This is a genomic window from Saccharicrinis sp. 156, assembly GCF_050589685.1.
Lineage (GTDB): Bacteria > Bacteroidota > Bacteroidia > Bacteroidales > Marinilabiliaceae > Saccharicrinis.
The window spans coordinates 124,462-141,914 of record NZ_JBNGOS010000003.1 but is presented as its reverse complement, the minus strand read 5'-3'; the positions used below and the strand labels follow the sequence as shown (position 1 = coordinate 141,914).

The following is a 17,453-nucleotide window of genomic DNA, read 5'->3' as shown; positions in this document are numbered from 1 at the left end:
AGGGTATAGGATACGAATTGTAAATATAAACGAATAGTAATCACATAAATTTTACCATCCATGGAATTTTCAATACTCACTGATATTGTAATAATATTTGCACTATCAACATTGGTAAATTTAATTTTTACAAGATTAAGAATACCAACCATTGTAGGTTATTTGCTAACGGGGATTCTTGCTGGCCCTCATCTTCTTTCCTTGGTAAATGGAGAACATGAAATCGAGGTGTTAGCGGAAATTGGGGTCGTTTTATTGTTGTTTACTATCGGTCTGGAGTTTTCGTTAAAGCACCTGCTGAAAATCAGAAAAATAGTATTTCTTGGCGGATTATTGCAGGTTTCAATAACGGCCGCATTATTTTATGGTATTGCCCATTTTTATGGTCTCAGTTGGCAAACGAGTATATTTATTGGTTTTCTTGTGGCATTAAGTAGTTCGGCGCTGGTACTAAAAATATTGCAAGAACGATCAGAACTCTCTTCTAATTATGGGCGAACTATTTTAGGTATTCTGATATTTCAGGATTTATTACTGGTGCCGTTAATATTGTTTGCCAATCTACTTGGGGAAAATGATGTTCATATTGCCCGGGAATTCTTATTTCTTGGGCTAAAAGCAATTTTCATTATAGGTTTTGTTTATGTCGGGAATAAGTGGCTGTTGCCAAAACTTTTGCATGTAATAGCCATGACAAAAAATCAAGAGCTATTTATGATGAGTATTTTTCTCATTTGTCTCGCAATAGCACTTTTAACAGCCCAGTTAGGGATGTCTCTCGCATTTGGTGCTTTTTTGGCGGGACTAATGATTTCTGAATCTCAATACAGCCATAACGCATTTTCTAATCTTATTCCATTTAAAGATACGTTTACAAGCTTCTTCTTTGTATCCATTGGCATGCTGCTGGATTTGACATTTGTGGTCGATAATTATTTGCTGGTTGGTTCTATTGTAGTTGTGGTTATTGCGGTTAAAACAATTATAGCCGGTGGTGCTGGATTTATTTTAGGTCATACCTTGCGCGGTACTGTTTTGGTAGGACTTGCCTTAAGTCAAGTTGGAGAATTCTCATTTATCCTTGCTAAAATAGGATTAAACAATTCGATCATAGATGATTATTTTTATCAGCTATTCCTGGCTGTTTCAGTAATCACTATGGCTTTTGCCCCTTTTTTAATGAGTCTGTCAAGACCCTTGTCGAATTTTTTGTTGAAATTACCGCTGCCCAAATTTTGGGTTGACGGGTTGTTTCCGTTAAAAGAAATCGAAATACCCGATTTTAAAAATCATCTTGTAATTATTGGAACGGACACGAGTGCCCTAAAGCTATCGTTAATGGCCCAATTAAATAATCTGCACCACGTGTCCATCATTTTTGACCCCTTAATTGCAAATGAAAAAATTCAGAATGGTGATTTGGTGGTTTATGGTGATGCTGTTAATGAACCCATATTATTAAAAGCTCATGTGGATACGGCTGAAATTGTCATGGTTTCTGTAGGGAGATTAATACCATCTATGGCCATCATCGAAAAAGTTAGACAGCTGAATAAAAAGGCATATGTCATTGCGCGGGCAAAACATATCCGAAATGTAGAACAACTGTACCAACTTGGAGCTGACCAGGTTTTGCCTGAAAAACTGGAGATTGCGATAGATTTGTTCAAAAGGATACTGGTTAAAAAATTATATCCTCAAAAAGAGGTTAATCGTATTTTAACCCATATCCGAAATCTGAATTTAGGGGAATTTTCGGAAAGAGATATCATTAATCAGCCAAGCATACTGGATGAACTGCAGCATATGAATATATCAGCCATAAAAATCGAAGTAAATTCTCCTGTTGATGGGAAATCGCTTGCCGAAATTAAGCTGCGAAACAAAACAGGAGTTACGCTCTTGGCTATCAAACGTGATTCATCCATAATTGAGCATCCTGTGCCAACTACTGTTCTCAGGAGTAATGATGTCGTTTATGTATTGGGTAATCCGGAGCAAGTCAATTGGGCGTTTGAATTATTTGATAAAGAATAATGCTGATGGAAGATGCGTTTGTTTATTTGTTAACAATAAAGCCATGCCACCCCACGATGTAGTGCCGTGCGATGTTTAACAAACCATGCGAGATTTGTGCGGCAACGGTGGTTTCCATGTAACACTGTTTGTTAAATACAACTATTCGCTAAAAATGAATTGATTAATAGGATTATTTTCCTTTTTGTTCTGATATTTTTAGTTTAGCGAATTGTTTTTTTTATTACCTGCATTCTTCACTGTTTCTTCAATTCGCTTTCGTCTGGTTTTCGGTCGTTTTGCCAAAATAATCCGCTGTAACATTGCTCTTCGAACGGATTTACTTAGACTTAAAAAATGCTTCCTTCTTCTGATGATTAATTTCGACCCATCTTCTCCAGTCTTGTTTACTTGATGGACAAAAACTTTCGATATCGCTATTCACATTCAATCTTTTGTATTCTCTTTCAATAGAATGCACTGTTAACCAGGATATTCATCCTCTGCCTTAGCGGAGGCTTACAAAACCGCGCTAACAGCCGTAATGCTTATGTTTTTATATCCAAGCGATCTGGCTGTCTGCGAAGGCGTGGTCGTGCTTTATTTCCTGAAAAAACCAATTTTGGGAAAATACCAAACTTTTATGTCTTAGTTGACTAGGATTCAGTTAGTCATAACAAATGAGAGGGTATGTAATAGGTACATCACTCCCCAAATTACAAGGTAAATAATAATCCGTGAATTTATAATGGCTGCATTGATCTCTCGGTTGTATTCATCTTATAGACCGTGCTAATGATAAATCCAATATAACCAACAAAAAGCAAATTGAATATGAAGCACTTGGTTACCCACGTCAAACATGATTTTGTAATTTACCAAGCATGGGATTCGGTTCCATACGATTGCATTGCTGTTCAGAAAGGATGTGTACCCAAAAACATATGGAATTGGTTGGTTTGCACTTATTCATCAGTCTCAAAAATTCGTATGTATTATGATGAGTCAACGTGCGGAAAATAATATATAAAAATGATTTCTGTTCATTTATTCATCTGGCGAATAAGATGTAAATGTCAGTATGAAAGGTTTAAAGCGGAGCTTAAGTGTTTTTAATTTTTACAATATAGCTTTCGTTTGGCATTAAGGTAAAGCATGGTGTATTTAACTGCAGTACTTGGTCGACAGAAAAATTCATATGGTCTAAGTTTCAGTCCAACAGCTTCACCACTGACTTGTATTTAAACCGTAATGTCTCAAATTACACGAATTTTTAAACCCGAAGTGCATACTTTATATCGCAAATCTTAATCCTTAATTCCCAACATCGATAGATTGATTCTTACATCTCGAACCATAATTGCCGAATCATGAACCTCTCTGAACGATTCTACAACCTCAATGATTGGATCACGAACCACGCTGAAATGAACTTTACCAAAGTTTTAAACTCTGGAAAAGTTGGAATTAGGGAAGGTGGAGACTTTCAGATACAAAAAAAGGCGTCCTTTGGACGCCTTTCAAGTTATATCTAATTTTAACCGAAACTACAATTGATATGGGTTACTAGTAGAGCATTCAATAAATTCCGTTAAGAAGTTCAAAGCTTAAAAAACGATTGTATGTAATTGTTTCTTAACTGATAATATCAATTTCACTATATAAACTTTATACTTTGAAACTTCACGAGTTCAGCACTAGTTCAATAGTTCGGCCAATTTTTCTTCCAGGGCAGGGCCTCTAAGGTTTTTAGCAACCACTTTTCCTTCTTTATCTAATAATAGAGTAAAGGGAATTCCCGTAACACCGTATGTGTTGGCAATGTCACCTTTCCCATCGATTACCTGGGTCCAGGTTAGGCCATCGTCGTTAATGGCTTTTCTCCAGGCGGCAGAATCCCTGTCTAACGAAACGCTTAATACCTCAAAGCCTTTAGCGGCATATGTTCCATAAGCTTTAACCACATTCGGGTTCTCTTCGCGACAAGGCTTGCACCACGAAGCCCAAAAGTCAACCAAAAGATATTTACCACGTAACGATGAAAGCGCTACATTATCACCGTCCACCGATTCCAGGGTGAAATCAGGTGCAACGGCACCAACTTCGGTAGCTTTAGCCGCAGCGGCCGCTTTTTCCATGGGCTCCAGGGCTTTTTTCAAATCGGCCACATACTTGCTGTCGCCAAGGTTTGCCTCAAACTCGGCCGTAAGGGCTTTAAATTCTTCAACTTCAAACTCACTAATCGCCTGCATAGCCATATGTGCACCAACCACGCTGTTGGTGTTGTTTTTAATAAAATCAATGAAGTACGCTTTTTGCTCTTCCATAAGCTCGCTGGCTTCTTCGCGCAATGCCTTCTGTATTTCATTGTCGCCGGCACCCATTGCCTTTTGATACTCTTCGTTAATTTGGTTCAGACGATCTGATCCCGGAAGCTCCTTTACAAAATTGTTGTACACATCTGTTATGGCCGATCCTGTGATAACAGCTTCCTGCATGTTTTCGGTATTGGCTTCGATGGTGATGTTGGCGTTTTCGCCGAAGAATACGATAGGGGTACGGTTGTTTTCAATAAAAATCAAATACAACTGAGGTTCGTCCACAGTTCCTGTAAAAGTAAATTTACCTTCTACAATATCGGTTGTGTCCAAAGAAGCAGGTCTACCGTCCACAATGTTTCTCAAGATGGCTTTCCCTTCAGTAACCCCCTCAATGGTGCCGTTTATGGTAAAAGTTGATGGCTGACAGGCAGCGAAAATAATGGCCATTACTGCCACTAAAAATAAGTTCTTCATTCTGAATCATTTTAAGGGTAAGATAATATTTTACCCGGTTGAAATTATTTACTGGTTTATTTTTTCAAAATATTGGTTTAACAATTCCTGCGCGGCCGTAAACGAGCTTACTTCGTCGTTTAACACCTTTTGTTTGTACTTTTCTGTTAACGTTGCAATATCAGGATTGTTGTAAAAGTTCGATTTTAAATTTTCGTTGATCGATTCGAACATCCAGTACTGCGACTGTTCGTTCCTCCGGTACGAAAAGAATCCGTTTTTGTTTGTTTTTTCAACGTATTCGTTCACCATATCCCAAATTTCGTTAATCCCTGTTTTTTCTAAGGCAGAACAAGTCTCAACCCTGGGTATCCATCCCGATGGTGTGGGAGGGAACAGGTGAAGGGCGCTGGTGTATTCTGTTTTGGCCAGGTTGGCACGTTGAATGTTGTTTCCATCGGCTTTGTTGATGACGATGGCGTCGGCCATTTCCATGATGCCGCGTTTGATGCCTTGTAACTCGTCGCCGGCCCCGGCCAACATAATCAACAAAAAGAAATCAACCATGGAATGCACGGCGGTTTCGGATTGTCCAACCCCGACCGTCTCAATAAAGATGGTATCGAAACCTGCGGCCTCGCACAAAATAATGGTTTCCCGTGTTTTGCGGGCAACACCACCCAGCGAGCCTGCTGATGGCGAAGGACGGATATAGGCATTCGGTTCAGCGGAAAGTTCCTCCATACGGGTCTTGTCACCCAGGATACTCCCTTTAGACCTTTCGCTACTGGGGTCAATAGCCAGAACGGCCAATTTTCCACCCTGTTGTATAATATGCATCCCCAGGGCTTCAATGGCGGTGCTTTTCCCTGCCCCCGGCACGCCCGTAATTCCTAGGCGGATGGAGTTTCCTGAATAGGGAAGGCATTTTTCTATAATTTGTTGGGCCACGCTCTGATGATTCGGAAGCGAGCTTTCAACCAAAGTAACCGCCTTGCTCAATAGTGTGATGTCCCCTTTTCTTATACCTTCAAAAAATTCGTCCGCGGTAGGTAATTTCCTTTTTTTCTTCAGGAACCTTTGCGCTGCTGCGGCATTTACAGTCTGAACATTTTCTACTCCTTTGTTGACGTTCAGGTTACTGTAATGCGGGTCGTTCTCGATATGATGATGGTTGTCGTTAATCATTCCTGCAATAAATTTATTGCGAATTTACATTAAATCCACATTAATCGTCACTTTTTTTTTAAAACAAAAACGGAATGCCCCCAGTGATAAGGGCATTCCGTTATATCGTTTTAATATTCGACTAAAATTCGAATATAATATTAGTTGGTTACCGTCCCTTGAATTCGTAATAGTGTGCTGCTGGCCAATGGATCATTGGTAATTACGGTAACCGATTTGTTTTGGCGACCTTTTTTACCTGTCGAGTTAAACTCTGCCACAATGGCTGTTTTCTCACCCGGGGCAATCGTGGTTTTTTCCGGTTTGATAGCGGTACAACCACAAGAGGCTTTCACCTTACGGATAAGTAAGTTTGACTTTCCCGTGTTGGTAATATAATAGGTGTGCGTGGCCTTTTGCCCTTGTTTAATCTCACCAAAGTCGAAGACCTTGTTATCGACACTTATTTTAGCAGCATTTGCTTTTTGCTCCTGGCTCCAGCTTGCAAAATCCTCTTGGATATTCGCGTTTACGCTGATACGGTTCTTATAGTTGGTTTCCCCGTTAATTTTCAAGAAAACCTGATCATAAACAAAACCCCAATCGTTTTTGGCGGCAGCATCGTAAGTGGCTGTAATAATTCCTTTTTCTCCCGGTTTAAATATGTTGGAGTGGTTAACCGTGGTAGCGTGGTTTAACGGACTTGCAAATAACGTAATATGCTTGGGTACACGGTCAAAATCCAGTGTAATCGTTTGGTCGGAAGTATTTATAAAATCAACCGTTTCGCTCTTTTTTTCATTAGGCTGTATGCGCGTGAAGCTAATGTGGGTACTTTTAAAACGCAATGGACCAACCGCTCTCGGGTACGTGTCTTCCACCGTTTTGGGTCGGGGTTTTACATTACCGGTTATCCTTAAAACGGTATTAGGATTAGCTGTGTTGGCGGTTACCGTAATGGTTTTATTAAAGTTTCCCGGACGGTTTCTGGGGTCAAACGTGGCTTTTACATACCCTTTGGCACCCGGGGCAATCGGTTTCTTACTCCATTCGGGAGAAGTACAACCGCAGGATGCTCTTACGTTATGAATAACTAACGGCAGGCTACCGGTATTGGTAAAGCTGAATTCGTGTGATACTTTTCCGTCCGCTTCCTTAACTTCACCAAAATTGTGAAGGGTTTCGTTAAAGGAGAAGGCCGGTTTTGAATGCTGCGCCCACGAGGTGGATACCCAAAGTAAAGCAAAGGCATATAAAACAATCTTTTTCATTTTCAATCGTATTTTGAAATGTTATCTGTTAGTTAAAGTCTATCCGGTGTTTTATGAGACTACAAAGCTAATAAAACAAATGCAACGCCCGAATATGAATGTTGCGTTTTAACATCATGTTAACGCAACGCGGCATTGCAGTTCGTTCATTTCGGTACAGATGGTTTAAACGAGAACAATGCCAAAATGTTACTAAAAAAAATACCTGATTCCAGCAGATTAAAATGACCTACTTAGAAGGATGGCTGCGAATATGCGGGATGTCGCATTTCAATTACCCTGAATGTCTACCTTTTAAGAAGGTGCGAAAAAGATAGTGTTGGGTAAAAAAAACGGAATGGGTTAGATGAAGTTTATTTTTTGGGGATAAAATTATGTGATAAGTTTATTTTCCATGAGACAGGAGTTTTAACATATGGATTGAATTAAATCATGTACTTATTTTTTGTTGTGTACGTTTAATATTCTACCTTAGAATCTCTCAATCGATTGGTTCATCAGGTATTTTCTGGTGCCTATTTAGGGATAAACAATTAGGTAAATGTATTCAACCTTTTTGTTTAAGCTTTGTTAATTTATCGTTGCCGTAAAATATATTAGGCTATCAATTGATTTTGAACGTGGTTTAATTGGTGGTGTGACCGAATTTTAAAGAATTATATACCTTAGAAATATGCAATACGATTTAGTAGTTATTGGAAGTGGCCCAGGGGGCTATGTAGGAGCCATACGTGCTTCGCAATTAGGCTTAAAAGTAGCCATAGTAGAAAGAGCAGAACTGGGCGGGATTTGTCTGAATTGGGGTTGTATCCCTACCAAATCTTTGTTGAAGAGTGCTACAGTTTTCGAATATATTCAACATGCCGGGGATTACGGGATTAAGATAGAGGGGGAGTCGAAGGCCGATTTCGAATCCATGGTTTCAAGAAGCCGGGGAGTAGCCGACGGTATGAGTAAAGGTGTTCAGTTTTTGTTGAAAAAGAACAAGGTAGATGTTATCAACGGTTTCGGGAGATTAAAGGACAACAAAACTGTGGAGGTTAAAAAAGAAGACGGAAGCACCCAAGATGTTTCCGCCAAACATATTTTATTGGCAACAGGAGCACGCAGCCGCGAGCTTCCCAACCTTCCGCAGGATGGAGTTAAAGTTATTGGATATAGAAAAGCTTTGACGTTGGAAAAGAAACCGGAATCAATGATTGTGGTGGGTTCGGGCGCCATCGGAAGCGAATTTGCCTATTTTTATAATTCCATTGGAACCAAGGTTACCCTCGTGGAATTCTTGCCTAACATTGTTCCGTTGGAAGATGAAGAAGTATCTAAGCAATTGGCGCGTTCATTTAAAAAGGCTAAGATAGATGTGATGGTATCTTCGGAGGTGCTTAGCGTAGATACAAGTGGCGATAAGGTGAAGGCGGTCATAAAAACTAAAAAGGGTGAAGAAACGCACGAAGCCGACATAATTTTATCCGCTGTAGGTATCTCACCCAATATTGAAGGAATCGGATTGGAAGAAGTAGGGGTGACCGTGGAAAATGGTAAGATTAAAGTAGACGAATTCTACAAGACTTCGGTTGATGGTGTTTATGCCATAGGTGATATAGTGCCGGGACAGGCATTGGCGCACGTTGCATCTGCGGAGGCTATTACCTGTGTGGAGAAAATTGCCGGACATACCCCGGAACCAATTAATTATAACAACATACCGGGTTGTACTTATACTTCCCCCGAAGTGGCTTCTGTGGGCATGAGCGAAAAGGCAGCCAAAGAAGCGGGTTACGAACTCAAGGTAGGTAAGTTCCCATTTTCGGCATCCGGCAAAGCCAGCGCTGCCGGTCACAAGGATGGTTTTGTGAAACTGATTTTTGATGCCAAATATGGTGAGCTGTTGGGGGCGCACTTAATTGGTGCCAATGTAACTGAAATGATCGCGGAACTTGTGGTGGCCAAAAAGCTGGAAACAACGGGCCATGAGTTGATAAAATCGGTTCATCCTCACCCTACCATGTCCGAAGCCATTATGGAAGCCGCGGCGGCGGCGTATGATGAGGTGATTCATATATAGAGGAACTTGAGAATAATCCACCTTAAAAATATAGGCGGTATCAGCATTTTGGTACCGCCATTTTTTTAGCATATTTGCTATACTACTTCTTTGCCATAGACATATAGGCTTTAACTTCAAATGCCATTTTCTGATTGTACTCAAACGCCAACGATTTATAATTGACCAGGTCAACGATTGTTCCGATTAAGCACAGTCCGGCTGTTAAAAAATATAATACACCCATACCTATTTGATTAATGATAAAACGGTGTATGCCTGCAACCCCGAACAAACCGACCAAAGCCAGTAGTAATATCATTTGTGGATCTTTGCGCCTGCTGCGGTATAGCATTGCAAAGGTTTTAACTTCGTCATCTGAATAATCTTTGATGACGTCGTCAATAAATGAGGCTTCTTCCAGCTCTAGATCGGGAAAAAAGTTGAGAATTCTGTTCATTTGAGTTTGTTTTTAAATTGGTTGTTTCTGAAAATTTGAAATATTCTATATGTCAAAATCACCACCGCTAAAATACCCAGCGGATGGCTGTTGAATGAATTTGTGATCTCTCCCCTGGCTATAAAGCCCACCGAATGCCCCAGGCCACAACCGGGACAAAATCCTAAACCGCAGTTTTTAAATAAACACATTGAATAATGGCTGTTTTCATAAGGATCGGAAAACGCCATAAGCAATAGTCCAGCTGTCCAAATGAACGCCTCAAGATGTCTCCTTAAATATATAATAATATGGGTAAAATTCATTTGTATTATTTAGAGCGTAGGATGAATGTGCGGTACAATGAATAAAAAGGTAGATCCCTTATCCTGTTCGCTTTCAAACCATATTTCACCACCCATTAGGTTTATGATTGATTTTGAGATGTTTAAACCAAGACCAACGCCGCCGTGATGGCCCATGTACACTTGATCTAACCTCCTAAATCTTTCAAAAACAAAAGCTTTGAGTTCCTGGGGTATGCCTATTCCATAATCCTTTACGGAGAACAGGCAATACTGGTCGTGGTTAAGTTCGTAATCATAAAGGTTTATTTTAGCGATGATCTCGTTTTTGGTGTAAAAATGATAGCTTAACGTTATTGTTCCGGTGTAGGAATATTTAATGGCGTTGTTGATCAAATTTTGGATAATCTGGTTCAATCTAAACTGATCGACATAAAGATTTTTTGGGCCTCCTTCGGGTATCTTCAATCTCAGTTTGAGTTTTGTTTTTTTTAAGCGTTCCAATTGATCCTTATTTCTATTAATGAGCCCGTCCAAAAAGGTGGGCAAGTATACTTCCCTATAATTTAGTTTTAGTTCGTTGGAGTCAATTAGTGAAAGATCCAGAACATCATTGATCAATCGTTCCAGAATTTGCGAACTGTCATGGATATGCTTTATGAAATCGTTTAGTTTCTCATTCTTGTTCTCAGTCTTTAAAATATCGGAAAATCCGATTATCGCATTTAGCGGTGTTCTTATTTCGTGCGAAACGTTAGCAATAAATGACGTTTTTACTGATTCTGACTGCAATGCCCTATCTCTGGCATCCTCAATCCTTTTTCGGTATCGTTTCTGATCCCTGTTATTTAAAACTAAAATGATAATGATAGCGATACAGGCAGCGATAAATAAAAAGTTGATGTATATCAGTTGTTTAAATTTTAAAAAAATAGAATCAGGCTTGTTAACGATTATGGCATCGCGGGGTAATAATTCCTTGTCAACATTAAATCGTTTTAGTTCTGCGTAGTTATATACCAGTTTTCCTTTGGGATGGATAATACGGGGACTGATTTTGTTGCCGTTAAGTATTTTAATCACCATTTGGGCAGCGGTACGACCGTGAAACATGCCTACGTTTTCTTCACCTCCAACAATGTTATCAATGCCGTCACGAATATGTGATCCCGAAAAAATGGGAACGTCCAGGGGGTCTTCAATTTTGTTCAGTATATCGGAATAAGGCCAATGGGCTCCTAATTGACTAAACGTTCTGCTAAAAAGATATACCATATCGTTTTTACCCAAAGAATTAAGGATACGGATCAACGTGTCTTCGTTACTACTCATTATTGTTTTGTAGTCGGGCACTCCAAATTCTTGCGCGTATTTGGCTACAGTTTCTTGATTCAATGAATCTGTATGAGATACATTTGAAAAGACATATACGTTTTTTCTGTCGGGGAAGAGGCGATGCATACTATAAAAAACATGTTCTAATCCTCTGCCTTCAACAATGCCGTAGGCATGTATCTGGTTAAATTGATAATCATCAATGTTCCTGATACCCGCAAATACCAGTGGTTTGTTTTTAAAAATAATTGAATCCTTATGGCTTAGGAAAAAATCAAGTGCGTTATTGTCGGAAGTAACAACAATATCAAAATTAATATTGGTGTATTTGCTAATAAGGTATTGGTAGAAGTAATTAAAATTTGGTTGATATGTAAGGCGTTTGGTGTCCATAAATTCGATATAGTACTCCAGGTCACCACTTTTGTCCAGTTCCGTTTTAAACCCTTCGGTCAAGTCATCCGTCCAGGGTAAACCGATACTATAGGAATTTATATAGAGAATTTTTTTATGATTTGGTTCGGATTGGGCAAACAACCCCCGTACTAAACAAAATAGTATTAAAATAAACAAATATAATTTGAAGGTGGCAGTTTTCACTTTCTTAATTTTGAGAAAAGTTAGTGAAAATGTTGATATATGGAAAGTTTTATTTTTTCAACCCTTGACCAATGGGATGAATTGTCTGCTTTATGGGGACATTCTAGTTAGATGGAATCTGTCGTCGGGGCTGTTTTCTATATTGAACTTACGGATTGTAAGTAGTGCGAACTAGTTACCCCACCTTTTACCCCGACGGTCTTATCCAATGGCGAAGGACTAACGTAAATGTTGAAAAAACGGTTTAACCCGCCATATGCATTAGAAAATCTATTACCCATTGAAATTGTTTCAAAACAAGACACTCCGCTGCCTCACTTCAACTCACCAGAACGATGCTCCCGAAAGTAATCCGGACAAGTGATGCCTCGTTTGGGTAATGCCTTGTTTTATTGTACTTGCCATGCTCATGACGAACCTCCAATACATAATCCGGGTTCAAGCTTGTTAACGATCATTTCTTCTTTTCAGTGTTGTTTTTTTATAGCAATTTTCATTTTGAAGATGGTTTGCTTGTGCAACATGGGCTTAGCCTCTTTTGGCTACGCCGAAAACTTACGGAGTGTTTTTTAGGAGGAAAAAACTAGTATTTAAAACTGCTTCCTCCCAAAAACTCCCTAATAATGGAGGTGGGTGGAATGTTTTTGGCCTGAATACTATTAAAATAGCTAAAGAAATATAACAACCTGTTCGCCTCGGCACGTTCGGGCTTATTGTGGGGGACCTCAAGTAACATGGGTTCCACCAGGGGCTTCAGAACAGCCAGTTCGTATAACAGCGCGGTGTTGAACATGACATCTGCTTCTTCCTGGTATGGGAAAATATGCTTGTCTTCGCCTCTTCTCACACTTTGCCATCGCGAAAGGGTGTCTACAGCCGAATAGCTCCTGTATTTGTAGTCCCTGACTATTCTTCTGATAAGTCGGTTATCGGTGGTGGGTATCCTGTTGTGGTTGTCGATGTTGATGGAAGTAAGTGCCGAAACATAAATCTTGAATTTAAAGGAATCATGGATGTTACGGGTTAATTCCGGGTTGAGACCGTGTATACCTTCAATAACAAGTATGTCGTTCTTTTTTAATCTCATCTTGGTGTCGTCGTAAAACCGTTTCCCCGCTTCAAACGAGAATTTGGGCAAGTTGACTTTCTCTCCTTTTAAAAGCAGTGTTAAATCCTGGTTGAACTGGTCGATATCCAGGGCTTCCAACGCTTCAAAGTCGAATTGGCCGTTTTCGTCGAGCGGTGTTTTTTCGCGGTCTACAAAATAATTATCCAGAGATAAGGTATGTGGTTTAAGTCCGTTGACCATCAGTTGTATAGCCAGACGTTTGCTAAAGGTGGTTTTTCCGCTTGACGAGGGGCCGCTTATCAAGATGATTCGGACATTGTCCTTTCGTTCGGCTATCATATCCGCAATATGACCTATCTTTTTTTCGTGAAATGCTTCCGATACCTTAATAAGGCGTTGGGCCTTGTCGTTCTTTTGCAACGTGTTTAAATCGTGAATATTGGTGACCTTGAGCACTTTGTTCCAGTGGCTATACTCCTGAAAAATCTCGAACATCTTGTTTTGAATCACCAGGTCCTCCACTACTTCCGGTTCAAAACGCTTGGGGATCTGCAGTAAAATGCCATTGTAGTATTTGTTGACATCGAACACTTTCAGATATCCTGTTGACGGAACCAAATAGCCGTAAAATGAAGCCACAGCATCTTTTAGCCGGTAGTATGAGGTGTAGTTCTGACCTCTGCTTTCCAACAAGCCGATTTTATCATCAAAGCCCTGTTCGTTAAAAAGCGCTATCACTTTTTCAGTTTCTTTCTGGAAATATTCAAATGGGATATCTTCTGTTGCCAGGCTGCGCATATATTCGGCCACTTCCGCTACCTGGTCAAAGGTAACCTCACCGGGGCTGTCAAGTTCGCAGTACACGCCGTTTGAAACCGAATGTTCCACTCTGAGTTTTGTGCCTGGAATTACACTTTCAACGGCATAATATAACAGAAACGACAGACTCCTGATGTACATACGCATACCATCGGGATTGGTGATATCAATAAACTCAACCGTTTTTGGGTGAAATATTTCATAGGGAAGCTGTTCCAGGTTATTGTTGACCAGGGCGCCTATTATTTCACTTCGGAGTTGAATGTTATGGTCTTCGGCTATTTGTTTTAATGTGATACCCCGTTTATAACTTTTGTAGGTGTTGTTGTTTAGGCATTTGATTTCTATTTGTTGACTCATATGGGTGATTTTAAGATTTTATTGTGTTAAAATAGTAAATACTTACAGATGCATCAAACTTTTATACATGTGTGGTCGGAATAAGGGTCGGTCATTAGTTTGAAAGCTTTGATATTGATGTTGGTGGCATCTCATATTTATAGAATAGTCCGTTAATAAAATAACTGATTTCAGCAATTAGCAAGTATAATGTACGAACTGTTTATATTCGATGTCGCTGTCTGTGGGGAAAAGACGGGGAGACGTTTTATATCTTGCTTTTAATTATTTGTATTTAGCAGACCTCTAAACTTTATCCCTGGCTAGTTCAAGCGCCAGATATTTGGCCGTAAAGCTTTCCTGGTTGTTAACGACCTCTTCGGGTGTGCCTTCGCAAAGAATTTCGCCGCCAAAGCGACCACCTTCTTTTCCGATATCGATGATGTAATCAGCTACTTTTATAACATCCAGGTTGTGCTCAATAACGATAACCGTATTCCCTTTATCTACCAGTCTGTTTAGTACGTCTAGCAACACCCTGATATCTTCAAAATGCAATCCTGTAGTTGGCTCATCTAAAATATAGATCGTTTTTCCCGTATCTTTTTTTGCCAGTTCCGAAGCCAGTTTAACGCGTTGCGATTCTCCTCCGGATAAGGTAGTGGAGGGTTGACCTAAGGTAATATATCCCAATCCCACTTCTTTGATTACCCTCAGTTTGTGCGCTATTTGTGGAATGTTTTCGAAAAAGTCTACCGCCTGGTTAATGGTCATGTCCAGCACATCGCTGATGGATTTTCCTTTGTATCTCACTTCCAGGGTTTCGCGGTTGTAGCGTTTGCCGTGGCACTCGGGACATTCCACCATCACATCGGGCAAAAAGTTCATCTCAATCACCTGAACACCTCCTCCTTTGCAGGTTTCGCAACGGCCACCGGTCATGTTAAAGGAAAAGCGCCCCGGTTTGTAGTTCCTTATTTTTGATTCAGGAAGGTTGGTGAACAACTTTCTTATTTCATCGAAAACCTTTGTGTAGGTTGCCGGATTCGATCGTGGTGTTCTTCCTAACGGAGATTGATCCACATCTACCACTTTGTCCACTGACTTTAAGCCAACAATTTTTTCAAAGGGCAACGGGTCCTTTACCGAATTGTACACATGTTGGTTTAAAATCGGATAAAGTGTTTCGTTTATTAACGTGGATTTCCCGCTGCCAGAAACTCCGGTAACACAAATAAACTTACCCAAGGGAAATGTTGCAGTAACATGCTTTAGGTTGTTGCCGCAGGCATTGTGCAGGACCAATTTTTTACCGTTCCCTTTTCTTCTCTTCTCCGGAATTTCTATGGATTTTTTGTTATTCAAATAATCCGCTGTCAACGTGTTTTGTTGAATGACTTGCAATGGCGTACCCTGAGCAACAATTTCACCGCCATGTCTCCCCGCAAATGGTCCCATATCAATCAGGTAGTCGGCTTGCATCATCATATCTTTATCGTGCTCCACCACCAAAACGGAGTTACCCGTATCCCTTAATTGGTGCAGCGACTGAATCAACTTATGATTGTCGCGCTGATGTAACCCGATGCTCGGCTCATCTAAGATATAAAGTACATTGACCAATTGAGAGCCTATTTGCGTTGCCAACCTTATTCGCTGGCTTTCGCCACCAGACAAGGTCATGGCGCTTCTGTCCAGGGCGAGGTAACCTAACCCTACATCTAACAAAAAGCCAAGACGGCTTCGGATTTCTTTCAATATTTCTGCCGCAATTGCGTTTTGTTTTTCACTTAAATGCGTTTCAATACCTTTAAACCATACTGCCAACAGGCTTAAATCCATCTCGGCCAATTCGGCGATGTTCTTATTGTTCATCTTAAAATGCAAGGCTTCTTTGTTTAATCTTTGTCCGTTACATTGGGGACAAATAGAATTGGTAACAAATTGACCGGCCCATTTTTTAGCTTTCTTGCTGGTGTCGTTGGTCTGTTGCTGCAATATGTATTTGATAACCCCGTCAAAGCTTATAAAGTAATTGGAACTGGTTCCGAGGGGTGTGTTTTTTAAGGTGATCGGTTCGCTTGAGCCGTTTAAAATTGTGTCCAATGCCTCTTCGGGAAGATCTTTGATAGGGGTTTTTAACGTAAAGTCATGTTTTTCGGCCAGGGCTTCGATCTGCCAAAAGATAAGTGTGTTTTTATATTTCCCCAAAGGAGCTATTCCTCCGCCATGAATACTAACCTTATCATCGGGAATGACCTTTTCAATATCAACAATGTTAATAGTGCCGAGTCCTTTACATTTGTTACAGGAACCTTGTGGTGAGTTAAACGAGAAGGAGTGGGGTGCAGGCTCGTTGTACGAAATTCCCGTTGTTGGGCACATTAACTTTTGCGAATAAAACTTGGCCTCATTGCTCTTCACGTCAAGCATCATCATTATGCCTTTACCATTTTTCATGGCCAGATCGAGTGAGTCGGAGAGTCTTTTTTCTTCCTTATCAGAAACTTTAATGCGGTCGATGACCATTTCGATGCTGTGGTTTTTGTACCTGTCTAGTTTATAGCCATGCTCCAGCTCTACTATTTCGCCATCCACACGGGCATGCAAAAAACCTTTTTTTCTGATTTGCTCAAATAGTTCTTTGTAATGCCCCTTTCTGTTTTTAACTAGAGGGGCAAGAACCATTACCTTTTTGCCATCAAAGTTATCCTTAATCAAGGAAAGTATTTTTTCCGTCGTGTACTTTACCATCTTCTCACCCGTGTTGTACGAGTAGGCATCTGCAGCACGGGCATATAATAGTCTTAGGAAATCATAAATCTCGGTGATGGTTCCGACGGTGGAACGTGGGTTTTTATTGGTTGTTTTTTGCTCAATGGAAATAACGGGGCTTAATCCGGTAATCTTGTCAACATCGGGCCGCTCCATGTTCCCCAAGAATTGTCGGGCGTAAGCCGAAAAGGTCTCGATATATCTGCGTTGGCCTTCCGCATAAATGGTATCAAAAGCCAGTGAAGATTTTCCGCTTCCGCTTAATCCGGTAATGACTACCAGCTTGTTTCGGGGGAATTCTACATCAATGTCCTGTAAATTGTGCACTCTGGCTCCCATTACGGAAATCGTTCCGTTCTCCACTATATCTGCATCGGAGTGTTCAATTATATCTTTTTTTGTACCCATATCTCGCAAAAAAAATTTTAACAGGCAAATATAAGAACAAATCACTTTTGTTCTTTGATATAGCGTTTTTAATGTGAGGTTTGTTTAAATAA

General features: G+C 40.2%; 11 protein-coding genes. 2 read left to right on the top strand and 9 right to left on the bottom strand.

What is annotated here, in order from left to right:
* The first annotated feature begins 60 nt into the window (after positions 1 to 60).
* Positions 61 to 2,037 (top strand): cation:proton antiporter, encoded by a 1,977-nt coding sequence (locus ACRD64_RS02360; RefSeq protein WP_430931545.1) that lies wholly within the window; start codon positions 61 to 63, stop codon positions 2,035 to 2,037.
* A 198-nt stretch (positions 2,038 to 2,235) separates the two neighbouring features.
* Here the strand turns inward: ACRD64_RS02360 and ACRD64_RS02355 are convergent, their stop codons facing one another.
* From ACRD64_RS02355 to ACRD64_RS02340, 4 genes are all read right to left on the bottom strand, one after another.
* Positions 2,236 to 2,391: a YdeI/OmpD-associated family protein gene (locus tag ACRD64_RS02355; protein ID WP_430931642.1), complete on the bottom strand. Its 156-nt coding sequence runs from the start codon at positions 2,389 to 2,391 to the stop codon at positions 2,236 to 2,238.
* Positions 2,392 to 3,713: 1,322 nt separating this feature from the next.
* Positions 3,714 to 4,811, bottom strand: a complete 1,098-nt coding sequence (locus ACRD64_RS02350; protein ID WP_430931544.1) for a redoxin domain-containing protein — start codon at positions 4,809 to 4,811, stop codon at positions 3,714 to 3,716.
* A gap of 48 nt (positions 4,812 to 4,859) precedes the next feature.
* The gene (gene meaB, locus ACRD64_RS02345; RefSeq protein WP_430931543.1) at positions 4,860 to 5,978 is read right to left on the bottom strand and encodes a methylmalonyl Co-A mutase-associated GTPase MeaB; all 1,119 of its coding nucleotides are present in this window, start codon (positions 5,976 to 5,978) and stop codon (positions 4,860 to 4,862) included.
* A gap of 140 nt (positions 5,979 to 6,118) precedes the next feature.
* On the bottom strand, positions 6,119 to 7,228 hold the full coding sequence (locus ACRD64_RS02340) for a DUF1573 domain-containing protein (protein WP_430931542.1): 1,110 nt from the start codon (positions 7,226 to 7,228) through the stop codon (positions 6,119 to 6,121).
* A 673-nt stretch (positions 7,229 to 7,901) separates the two neighbouring features.
* Here ACRD64_RS02340 and lpdA point away from each other — a divergent pair.
* Positions 7,902 to 9,293, top strand: coding sequence for a dihydrolipoyl dehydrogenase (gene lpdA, locus ACRD64_RS02335; protein ID WP_430931541.1), 1,392 nt, complete (start codon positions 7,902 to 7,904; stop codon positions 9,291 to 9,293).
* A gap of 82 nt (positions 9,294 to 9,375) precedes the next feature.
* Here lpdA and ACRD64_RS02330 read toward each other — a convergent pair whose 3' ends face one another.
* From ACRD64_RS02330 to uvrA, 5 genes are all read right to left on the bottom strand, one after another.
* The gene (locus tag ACRD64_RS02330) at positions 9,376 to 9,732 is read right to left on the bottom strand and encodes a TM2 domain-containing protein (RefSeq protein WP_430931540.1); all 357 of its coding nucleotides are present in this window, start codon (positions 9,730 to 9,732) and stop codon (positions 9,376 to 9,378) included.
* Positions 9,729 to 9,923: a DUF2752 domain-containing protein gene (locus ACRD64_RS02325; RefSeq protein WP_430931641.1), complete on the bottom strand. Its 195-nt coding sequence runs from the start codon at positions 9,921 to 9,923 to the stop codon at positions 9,729 to 9,731. Before ACRD64_RS02325 ends, ACRD64_RS02330 begins: the two co-directional genes overlap by 4 nt.
* Positions 9,924 to 10,046: 123 nt before the next feature.
* Positions 10,047 to 11,951: a sensor histidine kinase gene (locus ACRD64_RS02320; RefSeq protein WP_430931539.1), complete on the bottom strand. Its 1,905-nt coding sequence runs from the start codon at positions 11,949 to 11,951 to the stop codon at positions 10,047 to 10,049.
* Between the two features lie 583 nt (positions 11,952 to 12,534).
* The gene (locus ACRD64_RS02315; RefSeq protein ID WP_430931538.1) at positions 12,535 to 14,199 is read right to left on the bottom strand and encodes a nucleoside kinase; all 1,665 of its coding nucleotides are present in this window, start codon (positions 14,197 to 14,199) and stop codon (positions 12,535 to 12,537) included.
* A gap of 285 nt (positions 14,200 to 14,484) precedes the next feature.
* Entirely contained in the window at positions 14,485 to 17,361 is a 2,877-nt protein-coding gene (gene uvrA, locus ACRD64_RS02310; protein WP_430931537.1) for an excinuclease ABC subunit UvrA, read from the bottom strand.
* Positions 17,362 to 17,453: the final 92 nt, after the last annotated feature.